General features: G+C 65.9%; 12 protein-coding genes and 3 pseudogenes. 11 read left to right on the top strand and 4 right to left on the bottom strand.

Annotated elements, in window-relative coordinates; all coding sequences use genetic code 11:
* From Q8W67_RS19540 to Q8W67_RS19520, 4 genes are all read left to right on the top strand, one after another.
* On the top strand, window positions 1-707 hold a 707-nt coding region (locus Q8W67_RS19540), incomplete at its 5' end, for an IS3 family transposase (protein WP_305545543.1).
* Between the two features lie 323 nt (window positions 708-1,030).
* A complete protein-coding gene (locus tag Q8W67_RS19535) occupies window positions 1,031-1,198 on the top strand; it encodes a hypothetical protein (RefSeq protein ID WP_305548781.1) in 168 nt (55 codons plus the stop codon).
* A gap of 144 nt (window positions 1,199-1,342) precedes the next feature.
* Window positions 1,343-1,915 (top strand): phage terminase large subunit, encoded by a 573-nt coding sequence (gene terL / locus Q8W67_RS19530; protein ID WP_305548779.1) that lies wholly within the window; start codon window positions 1,343-1,345, stop codon window positions 1,913-1,915.
* 854 nt (window positions 1,916-2,769) lie between these two features.
* Window positions 2,770-3,663 carry an outer membrane protein gene (locus Q8W67_RS19520; RefSeq protein ID WP_305548774.1) on the top strand — a complete coding sequence of 298 codons (894 nt, stop codon included), beginning with the start codon at window positions 2,770-2,772 and terminating at the stop codon, window positions 3,661-3,663.
* Between the two features lie 363 nt (window positions 3,664-4,026).
* Here Q8W67_RS19520 and Q8W67_RS19515 read toward each other — a convergent pair whose 3' ends face one another.
* The 3 genes from Q8W67_RS19515 to Q8W67_RS19505 form a co-directional block, all read right to left on the bottom strand.
* Complete coding sequence (locus Q8W67_RS19515) at window positions 4,027-4,338, bottom strand: hypothetical protein (protein ID WP_305548772.1); 312 nt, start codon at window positions 4,336-4,338, stop codon at window positions 4,027-4,029.
* A gap of 223 nt (window positions 4,339-4,561) precedes the next feature.
* Window positions 4,562-4,843, bottom strand: coding sequence for a hypothetical protein (locus tag Q8W67_RS19510; protein WP_305548769.1), 282 nt, complete (start codon window positions 4,841-4,843; stop codon window positions 4,562-4,564).
* Window positions 4,831-5,304, bottom strand: a complete 474-nt coding sequence (locus Q8W67_RS19505) for a tyrosine-type recombinase/integrase (RefSeq protein WP_305548767.1) — start codon at window positions 5,302-5,304, stop codon at window positions 4,831-4,833. Before Q8W67_RS19505 ends, Q8W67_RS19510 begins: the two co-directional genes overlap by 13 nt.
* 20 nt (window positions 5,305-5,324) lie before the next feature.
* Between Q8W67_RS19505 and Q8W67_RS19500 the strand changes: the two are divergent.
* The 7 genes and pseudogenes from Q8W67_RS19500 to Q8W67_RS19470 all read left to right on the top strand — a co-directional run.
* A pseudogene (locus tag Q8W67_RS19500) lies at window positions 5,325-5,725 on the top strand (transposase); the annotation flags it as partial.
* Between the two features lie 57 nt (window positions 5,726-5,782).
* Window positions 5,783-6,988 (top strand): IS256 family transposase, encoded by a 1,206-nt coding sequence (locus Q8W67_RS19495; protein WP_305548765.1) that lies wholly within the window; start codon window positions 5,783-5,785, stop codon window positions 6,986-6,988.
* A 57-nt stretch (window positions 6,989-7,045) separates the two neighbouring features.
* Window positions 7,046-8,002 (top strand): annotated as a pseudogene (locus tag Q8W67_RS19490) (DDE-type integrase/transposase/recombinase); the annotation flags it as partial.
* Window positions 8,003-8,661: 659 nt separating this feature from the next.
* Window positions 8,662-9,018: a hypothetical protein gene (locus tag Q8W67_RS19485; RefSeq protein WP_305548763.1), complete on the top strand. Its 357-nt coding sequence runs from the start codon at window positions 8,662-8,664 to the stop codon at window positions 9,016-9,018.
* 741 nt (window positions 9,019-9,759) lie between these two features.
* Window positions 9,760-10,281, top strand: a pseudogene (locus Q8W67_RS19480) (MFS transporter); the annotation flags it as partial.
* A gap of 118 nt (window positions 10,282-10,399) precedes the next feature.
* Window positions 10,400-11,176, top strand: coding sequence for an MFS transporter (locus Q8W67_RS19475; protein WP_305548760.1), 777 nt, complete (start codon window positions 10,400-10,402; stop codon window positions 11,174-11,176).
* Between the two features lie 350 nt (window positions 11,177-11,526).
* Window positions 11,527-12,483 carry a helix-turn-helix domain-containing protein gene (locus Q8W67_RS19470; protein WP_305548758.1) on the top strand — a complete coding sequence of 319 codons (957 nt, stop codon included), beginning with the start codon at window positions 11,527-11,529 and terminating at the stop codon, window positions 12,481-12,483.
* Between the two features lie 40 nt (window positions 12,484-12,523).
* On the opposite strand, the gene Q8W67_RS19465 is transcribed toward Q8W67_RS19470, so the two are convergent.
* Window positions 12,524-13,636, bottom strand: a complete 1,113-nt coding sequence (locus Q8W67_RS19465) for a hypothetical protein (protein WP_305548756.1) — start codon at window positions 13,634-13,636, stop codon at window positions 12,524-12,526.
* Between the last annotated feature and the right edge of the window lie 155 nt (window positions 13,637-13,791).

The raw sequence follows: 13,791 nt of genomic DNA, 5'->3' as shown, positions 1-13,791 counted from the left end.
TCGCCCTGGCGTCCGAGTACGGGCGCTACGGCTACCGCCGTGTCACCGCGCTGCTGCAGGCAGACGGCTGGCAGGTGGGCAAGGATCGGGTTCAGCGCATCTGGCGTCGCGAGGGGCTGAAGGTCCCCCAGAAGCACCGGCCGCGCAGCCGTCTCTGGCTCAACGACGGCTCCTGCGTGCGGCTACGGCCGCTCCGCCGCAACCATGTGTGGAGCTTCGACTTCGTGCAGGCGCAGACGCACGACGGGCGGAGCCTGCGCATCCTGACGCTGATCGACGAGCACAGCCGGACCTGCCTGGCGCTGAAGGTGGCCCGACGCATCAACAGCGTAGGTGTGATCGAGGCGCTGGCCGACGCCATGTGCCTGCACGGTATCCCGGAGCACATCCGCTGCGACAATGGCCCCGAGATGATCTCGAAGGCGCTGCGTAAGTGGGTCGCCAAGACGGGGCCGCAGATCCAGTACATCGCACCCGGCTCGCCGTGGGAGAACGGGTATTGTGAGAGCTTCAACGGCAAGCTGCGCGACGAGTGCCTACACCAAGAAATCTTCTACTCGCTGAAGGAGGCGCAGATCGTGATTGGTCTATGGCAATCTACCTACAACCGCGTCCGACCGCATTCGTCGCTTGGCTATCGGCCACCTGCGCCTGTCAGCTTCCCGGATCTGGCCTTCCGGCTACCCATGGCCGCCACCATGCAGTAGCCTCTCAATCGGCTCGGTCCAAAATACCGGTCAGGTCAGGCCGGAAAACCCGCAATCTCGTTCTCGCCCACGGCCAGGAACTCGGGATCGGTCTGTCCGATGACAGCACGGCCGCGTACCGCTGGAGCACGTCGCAGGGCGGCGAGTACTACGCCGTCGGCGTTGGTGTCGGCATCGCGGGGTTCCGGGCGGACCTCGGCATCATCGACGATCCCTTCGGTAGCCGCGAGGACGCAGAGAGCCGCCGGCAGCGGGATCGTGTCTGGGACTGGTACAGCGACGACTTCTCGACCCGACTCAAGCCGGGTTCGAAGCGGGTCATCATGCACACCCGCTGGCACGACGATGACTTGGCCGGGCGGATCGTGCGCCAGCTCGACGCCACCGGCCGGCACTACCGCGTGCTGTCGTTGCCGGCGCAGGCCGTGCTCCACGATCCCCTCGGCCGAGCGGTCGGCGACTTTCTGTGGGATGAGGGCACCTACGGCTAAGGCGCGCAGCTCCGCCAGCGGAAGCAGGAGTGCGACACCCGCACCTGGGCGAGCCTGTACCAGCAGAACCCGGTCCCCGACGGCGGCGCTTTCTTCGAGAAGGCGTGGATTAAGCCGCCGACCTCCCCTCCGCCACGCGAGGGGATGTCGGTCTACGGCGCCTCAGACTATGCCGTAACCCGCGATGGGGGCGACTACACCGTGCACATCGTCGTGGGCGTCGATCCGGACGGCAACATGTACGTCCTCGACCTCTGGCGGAAACAGGCCGACAGCGCCGAGTGGATCGGGGCCTTCTGCGATCTGGTGAAGAAGTGGCGCCCGCTGGAATGGGCGGAGGAGACCGGCCAGATCCGCGCGGCGCTCGGGCCGATGATCCAGGCCGCCGCACAGCAGGCCAGGGCCTACGTCCATCGTCGCAAGTGTCCCACGCGCGGAGACAAAGCCGTGCGCGCTCAGTCAATTCGCGCCCGCATGTCCATGCGTGGCCTGTTCGTGCCCGCAGACGCCCCCTGTTGCCAGGACTTCGAGGCGGAGCTGCTTCGCTTTCCGGCCGGCGTCCATGACGATCAGGTCGACGCGCTGGGCCTCATCGGGCAGCTACTGGACGTCATCCGTCCCGGTCGCGCCCCGAAGCCCGAGCCGAAGCCTTCGAGCGGCATGGCGGGTTACCGTTCAGCCCGCACCGGTCGCGGCGACTCATGGCGGACAGCTTAGGCCGACGCATCCATCTCATCATCAAGCAAGCCGACGCCTTCGCGAACTGGCAGCGCTGAGTCGCGCAAGGCACGCCGACCGTCAGCAATGGCGCGCTGTGCCTGACTAGTCCCGAACTGACCGCGGAGGAGTGGGCAGCTCAGTTCGTCACCAAGCAGTGAAGCGAGACTGTTCGATTTAACGTTGGCTGTATCGAAAGCATCCAGAGCGGCGTAGCATTGTCGCCAAGATGCTCCTGGAGGCGTTGTAGCAATGGCTCTCACGGGTCGGTTTTGGTTCCGCAGAACCTGGTTAGGCAAGGTCGTTTTGCTGGTCGAAGAGGAGAAGAGTCGCTGGTTTCATAAAGGCAGTGGACCCAAGCTGTCCTGGCGTGATGCGAACCTTCTAGATCTGGCCGAGCCGCCCCTACGCACACTGATGACGCTGGAGCGCACCTATCGAGCCGAGTATGCGCCATCTTCCTCGCGGGGCGTACAGGCCATTCATCCTGCGGCAGCGAACAGCGCGTCTGCTGCCATCCTCAGGAATGTCGAAAGCTAATCCGTGAGCGCTTCGGCCTGCACCGGAACTACCCCTCGACGGCGCCCAGCGCTCGGCCCTCGCTAAGAGCCTTAGCCTCGGCCAGCAGCGTCGGAAGGCGGCTGCGAAAGCTTCTGAGCCCGCGGCTTCCGTCTCCGATAAGCTGAAGCGGGCCGGCCGGCCGCGGAAGGTCAAGGAGCTTGCTGAGGTGTAAGACAGTCTATCGCGTCCGTGCCTCACTCCCGCCACAAGTGTTGCTGCGGCGATACAGCTTGGCTGTGCAGAACCCGCTATCTTGGCGGCCGATCGGGCACAAAGCTGGGGAAATCACAGTCATGAAGAAGCTTCTGGCCTCGTTGGCCACGTTCACCGCCCTCACCTCCGCTGCCTCGGCCGCAGACCTTCCGCGTCGCGCCCCGCCGCCGGTGTTCACCCCCGTCCCGGTGTTCACCTGGACCGGCTTCTACTTCGGTATCAATGCCGGCTATGGCTTCGACGCCAGCTCGAACCGGCCGAATGGCTTCACCCAGACGGCCGGTAGCCCGGTGGCCATCACCGGTGCGGGCGCTTTCGTGCCGGCCATCCTGACGCCGGGCTCCTCGCTCGCCTACGCCAACAACAACAACGAAGGCTTCACCGGCGGTGGCCAGATTGGCTACAATTACCAGTTCACGCCGGGCTCGGGCGTGGTGGTTGGCTTTGAGGCCGACGCTCAGTACCTCGACTTCGGCCGTCGCCGTCAGAGCTTCCTCGTGACCGGCGCGACGGGCCCGGCCTTCGCTGGCTTCGTGCCGGCCGACGGCCTGCTGAGCACGCTCGACTTCTTCGGCACCGTGCGCGGCCGGCTCGGCTACGCCTTCGACCGCACCCTCTTCTACGCTACCGGCGGCTTTGCCTATGCCACGGGTGACCAAGGCGCGCGCGTCGCCTTCCAGAACTTCGCCGGCAACCGCAGCAGCTTTGTCACCGGTTGGACGGTCGGCGGCGGCGTCGAGTACGCCCTGCCCACCGACTCGTTCCTGAACTTCTTCCACTCCTCGGCAGTCACGCTCAAGGTCGAAGGCCTTTACGTGAACCTCGATCAGGGTCGGTCTACGGGCCTGCCGCTGGTGGGTGGCCTTGTCACGGGTGCCGGGCTTGTGCCGGTGTTCAACAACGTTCCGCTGCGCAACACCAACGACTTCGCCGTCGTCCGCGCCGGCCTGAACTACAAGTTCGGCTCGTACTAAGATCGAACCGCTCCCGGTCTCCGGGCTGGGGCGGTCAAGGCGGGCGCAGGAGAGAGGGGGAGTCCTCGTCGCCGGGCGCTGCAAAAGATGATAAAATCCGAGTTGGCCTCCGGATCCCCAGCCCGATCAAACTGGCCGTGAGGTCGGCAGCGCCTCAGGAGCACCTGCTCCTGGGGCGTTTGTCATTCAAGGTGTGGGGCAAGCATCGGTCTCTGATAGTTTCCCGTGTGACGGCTTCTCTGCTGTCATCCCCGGAATAGAGCGAGCGGCCAGGGACAGATCACTCTGACTATGGCTCGGCTGCGCTCTCCTGGCCGACATCCCATCCTTCCCAGGGTCGAGGACAGGAATGCCGTCGCGCGCTCAAGCGTGGCGGTTGGATTGCGGTCCGCCAGCCGCTGCACGCGGGCGCCGCTTCTTGATGGCAGGCGACGGCTCGTCATCCGGCAGGAGTTCGCTGAACGGCACTGTAAACAGCAGCTTATGCTGTGCGTCGCCTACAGTGAAGCTATAGCGCTTGAGCTGCGGGTTCCGCGCGCAATCGCCTGCCGAGGTGAAACCTGCTCCATGACGGGCTACCGCCTTCGCGGCTTCGTCGTCAGGACAATCCAATCCCTGATAGTCCAAACAGACCAAGCCAGACTTAGACTGCACATCGAAGAAGTAGCGTGGCATGGCGCACTCCGCCGCCCCCTCCAAAACGCCCAAGCTGTTGACCGCCTGATTTTCTCGCTCAAGTGTCGCGCTAAACCCGACTGATGTCACTCCGCCTTGAGACAGCACGACTCCCTGCAGAAACCCGCTCCCAGAATACCCCTTCAACGCGTTCGGCCGCCGGACGTAGGCGAGCATCGGCTATAACCCCCCAGAAATGTGCCGAGCGGCGCGGCCACGACACTCAATCCGCTTCCAGGGTGACCGACCCATCGATGATGTCGATCGTCTCGACCCGCGGGCTGAACCAACCGTGATCGGGCAAGGTGCTCAGGTGCCGGTTGCAGGCTGTAGCAAGCACGGCGCCGGAGGTGGTCGGCATCACGGCCAGCAGCTCGCGCAGGAAGCCCGCGACCGCGACCGCGCGTTGCTCTGGCAGGTACTGCTCCTCGCGGAAGCGCTCGTAGGCTGAGACGACGTTCTCGGCGACGATGGCCGCGAACCGCTCCTGATCTACCTCCGACATCGGCCTGTTCCTCCTACAGGAACCCGCTCCCGCTGTGCCCCTTGAAGGCGTTCGCCCGCCGGATGTAGCCGACGACTCTCCCCGGATCCCGGTGGCCTGACTGATCCATGATCCGCGCGAGATCGGCAGGGCCGTATTTTGCTAGCGCCGTAGCTTCGTGCAAGGCTGCCAACATGCCAACTTACACCCCCTAGGAACCGCGCCGAACTCTCCGACGGCCGCGCGTGCAGGTAGCGCCCGGTCGTCGCCACCGAGGCGTACCCAAGCGTAGCCTGCAAGAGATGGATCGGCGCCCCGCGGTCGAGGCTGTGCGAGGCGTGGGCGTGCCGGAGCCAGTGTGCCGAGACCTCGGCCGGCAGGCCGGCCCTGGCAGCCGCTGCCTTCACCACCCGGTGGATGTCCGCCGTCAGCACTCCTGAGACAGGTTGAGGGCCTTCACGAACGGAGGATGGCTGGTTCATCGTAGCCCCTAGGAGCGAAGATGAAACAGTCATCTGGACCGGCGTGGAAGCCGGCAGAAGCCGTGATCAAGGATATCCGCCGGGCCACGTGCCGGCAGTTCTCGTCGGAGGAGAAGATCCGGATCGTGCTGGAGGGCCTGCGCGGCGATGACAGCATCGCCGAGCTATGTCGGCGCGAGGGCATCGCCTCGTCGATGTACTACGGCCGGTCCAAGGAGTTCCTCGAAGCCGGCAAGAAGCGGCTGGCCGGCGACACGGCCGGTGCCGCCACCGCCGACGAGGTCAAGGACCTGCGCCGCAAGGCGGGCGCGCTGAAGGAGGTCGTGGCCGATCTCGTCCTGGAGAACCGCCTGCTCAAAAAAAGCATGAGCGGGGTTGGGGAGGACGCGGCATGAGGTACCCGGCCCCCGAGAAGCTGGAGAGGGACTGTCAGGAATTTCGTGTGGGGCGGCCATAGTGGACCCGAAGGAGGTTCCCGATGGCACGACGCAAAGCCCCCCGCATCCCTGACGCGATCTTGGACCAGCTGCTGGCCGGCGCCGATCCGAAGTCGGCCTTCGAGGCCGACGGCCTGCTGGACGCGCTGAAGAAGGCCCTGGCCGAGCGGGCGCTCAACGCCGAGATTGACCACCATCTGGCGGGCGAGGATGCCGGCAACACGCGCAACGGTTACGGCCGCAAGACCGTGACCACCGAGACCGGCCGGATCGAGCTCTCGATCCCCCGCGATCGGCAGGCGACGTTCGACCCGCAGCTGATCGCCCGCTATCAGCGCCGCTTTCCGGGCTTCGACGACAAGATCGTGTCGATGTATGCGCGCGGCATGAGCACCCGGGAGATCGTCGGGCACCTGCGCGAGCTCTACGGGATCGAGGTCTCACCCGACCTGATCAGCACGGTGACCGACGCGGTGCTGGAGGAGGTCGCCGCCTGGCAGGCCCGGCCGCTGGAGCCGGTCTACCCGATCGTGTTCTTCGACGCCCTGCGGATCAAGGTGCGCGACGAGGGCGTGGTCTGGAACAAAGCCGTCCACATCGCGCTAGGCGTACGCGCCGATGGATCCAAGGAGATCCTCGGCCTGTGGTTGGAGCAGAACGAGGGCGCCAAGTTCTGGTTGCGGGTCATGAACGAGCTCAGGAACCGGGGCGTCGAGGACGTGCTTCTGGCCGTGGTCGATGGCCTGAAGGGCTTCCCCGACGCGATCCGGGCGGTGTTCCCTGAGGAGCTGGTCCAGACCGGCATCGTCCACCTGCTGCGCCACAGCCTCGACTTCGTCTCCTACAAGGACCGGAAGCTGTTGGCGGCCGCGCTGAAGGACATCTACCGTGCGCTCGATGCCGCCGCTGGCGAAGCGGCGCTGTCCGCCTTCGAGGCGGGGGAGTGGGGCCGGAAGTACCCGGCCATCGCCCAGAGCTGGCGGCGGGCTTGGAGCGAGGTCGTGCCGTTCTACGCTTTTCCCGGCGAGGTTCGCCGGATCCTGTACACGACGAACGCCATCGAGGCTCTGAACGCCACGCTGCGCCGGGCTGTGCGCGCCCGGGGCCAATTCCCGACCGACGAGGCCGCGCTGAAGCTCCTCTACCAGGTCTTGAACCGCTCCGAGAAGGCGTGGAAGATGGGGTCGCGTGAGTGGGTCATGGCCAAGGCGCAGTTCGCCGTCATCTTCGGCGAGCGCTTCACCTGAGCCATGGCGGCCTGATGTTCAACCCGCCGCCCCCACACGGAATTCCTGACAGTCCCGCTGGAGATCATCCGGCTGGTCGAGCAGTCCCACCTGCCGGTGCGAGCCACCCTGGACAAGCTCGGCATCACCAGCTCGACGTTCTACCGCTGGTACGACGCCTACAGCCGCGGTGGCCCCGAAGCCCTGGCCGACCGCCCCTCGCGGCCGAGCCGGGTCTGGAACCGCCTGCCGGCCGAGGTCCGCGAGCAGATCCTCACCCTCCCGCTGGAGCAGCCGGAGCTCAGCCCGCGCGAGCTGGCGGTGCGCTTCATCGACGAGCGCCGGTACTTCGTCTCGGAAGCGACCGTCTACCGCCTGCTCAAGGCCCAGGACCTGATTACCAGCCCGGCCTACATCGTCGTCAAGGCTGCCGATGAGTTCCACGACAAGACCACCGCGCCCAACCAGCTCTGGCAGACGGACTTCACCTACCTGAAGGTCGTCGGATGGGGCTGGTACTACCTATCGACAGTGCTGGATGACTTCTCGAGTTACATCGTGGCGTGGAAGCTGTGCACGACGATGCAGGCCAGCGACGTCTCCGCCACGCTAGACTTGGCGCTGACCGCCGCTGGCCTCGATCAGGTGCAGGTCGTGCATCGCCCGAGGCTGCTGACCGACAACAGGTCGAGCTACGTCGCAGGTGACTTGGCCGACTTGCTCGGCAGCCGCGGCATAACCCACATCCGCGGTGCCCCGCGCCACCCGCAGACTCAGGGCAAGATCGAGCGCTGGCACCTCACGCTCAAGAACCGCATCCTGCTCAAACACGCCTACCTGCCCGGCGAGTTGGAGGGGCGGATCGAAGCGTTTGTCGATCACTACAACCACGTCCGCGCCTACGAGAGCCTGGGCAACCTCACACCGGCCGACGTCTATCTCGGTCGGGGCGAAGATATCCTGCGCGAGCGGGCGCGGATCAAGCGTCAGACCCTCACCGATCGCCGCTTGCGCCATCACGCGCAGGCCGCCTAACCTCTCTCTCACCCAGAGGGACCAGAGCCTCCGCTCCTGAACGCCACGAACCGTCCCAAATCATCTGACGACGGACACGCTGGCGGGGGAGCTTGGCTACAGCAGAGCCAACGCCCGAACGCTAGTGCTCTGACGCCAACAAAACGTGCACAAGGTAACGCGGTTTTTGAAGCGATAGCAGTCAGTTAGCAGGCAGGCACGTGGCGCGTTCGTCGGCGTCTGTGCACTAGGCTGGGCATCACAGCTCGCCTACGAGCTTGGGTGAGCGCGCCGAACGCCCGCTTACCCACGACGGCGGCCCCGAAGCAGATTGGCAGCTATCGGTCAGGTTCGGCCATTCCCGATCGCCCAACGAGTCGCCGTGTTGGATTGGAAGCAGCCGTTCGGCGGCACCCTGTCTAGGCATTGCCCGGTTCCGAGCAGACCGCGGTGAACCGACAGGCGGTCATCGTTCTCGACGCCACGAATACGGGTCGCGAACGTCAGTTCGAATCCCGATTGGTCCGCCCAACCGAGAGGTCAGTGCAACCGGTTTTACTGGGGTTGCGCATAGGTCGATCCATGCCGGGGTTGATCTCTGCTACACCGGACTGCTACAGCGTACGGGCAGGAGCCTTTTCTAAGTCGTTGATTTTGTAGGCGTTGGCAGGATCGGATGATTGTCCCACCCCTTCCGCCAGTCCGCATTGACGGTAGAGGAAAAATGGCGCCAGGCGGCGTTCTATCCCGCCCTCTACCCCACCAGAATGCGTGAAGAGGTGGCCACGGACCCCGCCGTCTCAGACCACTTCAAATCGAAGGACGCCACCGACGCGGAGGTGGACGCCGCGGGGAATATGGTGCTCGCCGATCCCACGACCGAGGCCTATCCTCTGGCGAAGGGCCGGACCTTCGACTTGGTCGAGGCGACCTGCACCAACACGGCTGCGGCCGAACCCCTCAAGACCGACACGCCAGCCCGGATGCGCGATGCGGTCCGGACCGGGATCCTGGCGGCTCATCCGGTGAAGTTGTGATGGCCCAGACGCTGATCGGCTGGATCCCGTACGCCGCCGTTGTGATTGCCGGGTTGGCAGCGGGCGCCATGATCACGGAACTGTTGATGGACGAGCGTAAGGGAGCGCAGAGCGGGTGACCCCTATCCTCCAAAGACGGGAGCGAGTCGATGAACCCGAAATCCGGTTTTTGCGATGTCGCAACGCCGGGTCGATCTGTTGTCGGCTGGCCCGTCACCGTCGAAGCAGTAACCCAGCTGTCCGGAGTCGTGCTGCCGCAGTCGCCGGCCAGCAGGATCGATCATTCATCGCCAGACTGCCGGCCATGAGCGAATCGATGTCCAGGTCAAGGCGAGGCTGTGCGGGGCAGTCAACATGCGAGACGTCACCGAGAACGTCCCTGTGTGCGCAGGCTGATCAGATCTGAAAGGATGTCCGAATGCATTATCTGTCCGGCTTGGCTGCCATCTTGCTGTTCTGCAATGCGGGAGCCGCACAAGCCCAGACGGTCTTGGCGCCGTCGGGTGACTCGGCTGTCACGCAACCTGGAGGTACCGAAGGGCGCGCGGCTCGACGCAACATCCAGGAAGCTATCCGTAATGGCGATGTTGTCGGTCCACTTCCCAAAACTGTGAGATCCAGATCGAACCGGAATGTGGGCTGTTGCGATCATCATCCCCTCAAAGGCATGGGTTGGCGTTGAGGAGCGGATGGCGCGGAGCCCTCCAGGGCCCTTGCCGGACGTACTCTCAAGCCGCTCAAGTGGGGACCACGCTTTTGGTCAAGGCACGCGAAGACCGCCCAGCCGCACCGGGCGGGGCGGATGTCGGCGGAAACGGGACCGTCGCATCGATCACACAGCGGCTCGACCGTCTGCCGATCACCCGGCTCCATTTGACGATCCTCGCGCTCGGCACGCTCGGTCTGTTCACGGATATCGCCGAAGTCTCCCTGAGCAATGCGCTGGCGGCCATCTTTCTGGCCCCACCCCACAGCCTGCCGCGGGGCAGCCTGTCCCTGCTGCTGGCCTCCGTCTTCGCCGGCGGGGCGGTCGGTGCGCCGGTTTTCGGCTTGCTAGGCGACCGCTTCGGGCGCAAACGCGCGCTCCAGGCATCCCTCGGGCTGATGGCGATCGGTTCGATCGCCGCCGCCCTGAGCCACGGTCTCGCTTGGCTCACGATCGCTCGGGCAGCCTCGGGCTTCGCGATCGGCGGATTTCCGCCCCTGGTCGCGACCTATCTCGCCGAGGTGATGCCGCCCCGGCAACGCGGTGCGATGCTGATGGTCTGCGCCGGAATCGGGTTCCTCGGTGGCTCGGCCGTCATCCTGCTGATCCAGGCTCTTGCACCGGCGGGCGCCGCTCGGACTCGAGCCGTGGCGCTGGGCGCTGATCCTCGGGGCCGTGCTGGCAGCCTGCGCAGCCGCGCTGTTTGCGCTCGTGCCGGAATCGCCGCGTTGGCTCGCTGCGGCCGGGCGTCTCGTCGAGGCCGACAGCGCCTGCCGACGTTTCGAGTGCGCTGCGCGGACCCTGCCGCCCGCCGCACCGGCCGAACCGGTCCCGGTGCCGCCAGGGCCGATGCAGGCCGAAACCCGGGCGCTCCTCGCTGAGCCGCCCGCGATCCGCAGGACCGCGCTGTTCGTCGCTCTCTACACGCTCGCGCCTTGGGCGACACTGGGCTTCCCCCTGCTCAGCGCCGTCGTGCTGCTCGAGAAAGGGTTCAAGGTCGACCAATCCCTGGTCTTCGCTGCCCTGTCGATGCTGGGTCCGCCTCTGGGGACCTTGCTCACGGCGTTGGTGATCGACCGGCTGGAACGCCGCGCCTGCCTTACGGTCCTGGCCGGGACGATGGCGATCCTGGGCACGGTCTTCGCTGCGAGCGACACGTTCTTCACCCTGGTCCTCGTCGGTATCGCATTCAACACCGCGGCGGCGACCTACGGCGCCATCCTGGCAATCTATGCGACGGAACTGGTGCCTGCGCCGCTGCGGGCTTCAGTCCTGACCCGGGCTTGGGCGGGCGGCCGGATCGCCTCCGCGCTGGCGCCGTTCGTCCTTCTGCCGATCCTGGCCGCGTATGGTCCCCACGCCATGTTCGCCGTGATCGCGGCCGTCCTCGTGGCCAGCGGGGCGCTCCTGCTCGGCGGGCCGCGGGGCCGCTCCGGCGAGGCCGTCGCGTGAAGCCTCTCGCGAAAACCCCAATTCCCGGGAACTCTCTCTCCACGCAGGACAGCGCGGTGGGAACTCTGAGCGGGTCGCTTCGAACGCGATGATCGTCGGCCGCCCCTGCCGCAGCAAGATTGTGCGTCGTCGTCGCATGGGGTGTCGGACGCAGACCTTAGCCGAGGAGCAGAGTTTAGAATATTAAATACATACCGATATCGTCGCAGCAGCTCGGAATAGCGTCGCAGTTGGACCGATCGCGTCGGGAACGGGAAAGTCAGCTCCCTGTTGTCAGTCGCGTAAAATCCGAACGATAAAGTCGTCAAGGCGCCCAGCCGAGTCCGCGGGCCACGACCGGAGCCTCACACGTGTCCAGCCCGATGGTCGTCCCGAGCGTCGTCGAGACGACAAATCACGTCGAGGCCAAACGCGCCTTCGAGTTCTGGCGCTGCACGGCCCTGGCCCGCTTCGGCGACATCGGGCGACCGCATCCCCGTGAGTGCTTCTCTGCCAAGCGCCTCACCGTTGCGTCGGGGGACTGGTTGCTCACCCACACGGTCAGCAGCCCGGTCGGGGTGAATCTCAGGTCCCGCCACGTCGATCGGAACGGCCGGGAGATGGTGGTGATCGGCCTCGCCGTCGACGGGGTCGGGTATCAGGAGCAACTCGGACGGGGTGCGCGGCTCCATGCCGGCGACATCAGCTTCCTGTCGCGGGCCCAGCCCATGATGGCGGGGACCCAGAGCGACTACGAGGAGATTCGGCTCGCCGTGCCCCGTGAGACCTTCGAGGCCCGGGTTGGCCGCGTCGACGCCCTCGCGGGCCGGAGCATCGGCGCGCGCGCGGCGAGCGCCGAGTTCGGAGCTCGTCTGCGCTCTGTGGCCGAATCGATCGCCTGGATGTCGGAAAGCGAGGCACAGGCCGCGGTCGATGGGGCGCTGCACCTCCTCGGCTGCGTCGTCCGTGATGGTGCCGGCGACGCCGACACGCAGGTGTCGCAAGCGGCGGTCGAATCGCTTGCCCGCGCGCATATCGCGCGCCGCATGCACGACCCGGACCTCAACCCGCAGGACATCCATGTCGCGCTGGGGATTTCGCGGACCAGCCTTTACCGGGTCTTCGCGGAGGCCGGCGGCATCGCGGCGGCGATCCGCGACGCGCGCCTCGATCTGGTGCGGCGGCGGCTGGAAGCGCCGCGGCATGACAAGCTGAAGATCGCCACGATCGCGTATGCCTGCGGCTTCACCGATGTTCCGACGTTCAATCGCGGGTTCCGCAAACGCTTCGGCCTGTCGCCGCGCGACCTGCGGGGCAGGCGCGCTTGACCGGCGCGCGGAGAGCCGTCGCAAGGACGCCGGGCCGGCCTCATTTAAGGTGGTAGGCGACGCCCGCGATCAGCGCCTTCTCCTCGGTGTTGATGGTGCGCCGCGGGTCGCCGCCGAACTTGTTGCGCCAGTATTGGAACCCGGCGAAGACCTCGACCCGGTTGGGGGTATTCGAGATCAGCTGGCCGATATCCAGAACCAGATTGGTCTGCGAGACGAATTCCAGCTGCGTGTCGTACTGGTTGAAGGAGCCGTAACGGCCTTTGGGCAGGATGATGGTGTTGAAGCCGGCCAGAGCCAGGGGTAGGCCGGTGAAGGCCAGCGGCACGGTGTAGGTGATCTCGAATTCCGGGGTCATCTTGTACTCGACGCTGCGGAAGTGCGAGTAGTCGAAGCCAGGGATCGGACCGGTCCCGGCGAAGCCGTTGCGGGAAAATTCCTTGTAGCCCTGAACCTTCAGGTTCACGAACCCGGCCGGCACGTCGAAGGCGAAGCTGAGGCCAAAGGTGCCGGCGCGCTTCTCTGAGTCGAAGGCCGTATCCTTCGTGTTGATGTCGGCCCCGAACGAGAGGCCGATATCCTTGACGAAGCCGGGGATCGCGAAGACCGACGTATCGAAGATCTTGTTCGGGCTCAGGACGCCCCGGTAGATGAGATAGACTTCGGTCGCTCCATAATCCTTGAACTGGCGCTGCTTGTCGCCTGCCGGATCCTGGGAGCCGGACCGGAGGATGTCGAGGGAGATCAGGTTCGTGCCGTAGGCCCACGAGTTCGCATGGAAAAGATTGACCACGTTCTTCGGCACCTCGCGCGGTGCGAACCCGCCAGTCGCCGTGCCGTTGGGGCGCATCACGAAGATCCCGGGCTCGGCCGAAGGTCCCTGGAACCGGTAGCTGACCACCGTGTCGGAGAAGCTGAAGAACGAGGGCGGCGGAGCCGCCATCACGGTCGCGGCCGCGACCGGGACACCGGCCTCCGGGCTGTTCACGCGGGCCGAGGGTCTCTGCGGCGGACTCGATGTCTGGGCGTCCCCCGTGACGGGGACCGTCGCCGGCTCGGCGCGGGCGTAGCCGGTCCGCCAGCCCCCCGCGCAGACCTGGATCACCAGGACCGCCGTGATCAGCCGACCCAGGCGGGGCACCAACGAGGGCATCGCACGCATCTCCACCGTCTTCTTTCGCGCCCCGTGAGATGTCCGCCTCACGACGCGCGACGCGTCGCCGGGATCGAATGCGTTGCGGGATTCGATCCGCAATTCTGCTTGTTTCGAACGGCGCAGGATCCGACGCGCGGCATCCTGCTCCGCGG

The organism is Methylobacterium sp. NEAU K (genome assembly GCF_030700285.1).
Lineage (GTDB): Bacteria > Pseudomonadota > Alphaproteobacteria > Rhizobiales > Beijerinckiaceae > Methylobacterium.
Note: the sequence above shows the minus strand (reverse complement) of the source record. Positions and strands in the feature narration are given on the sequence as shown.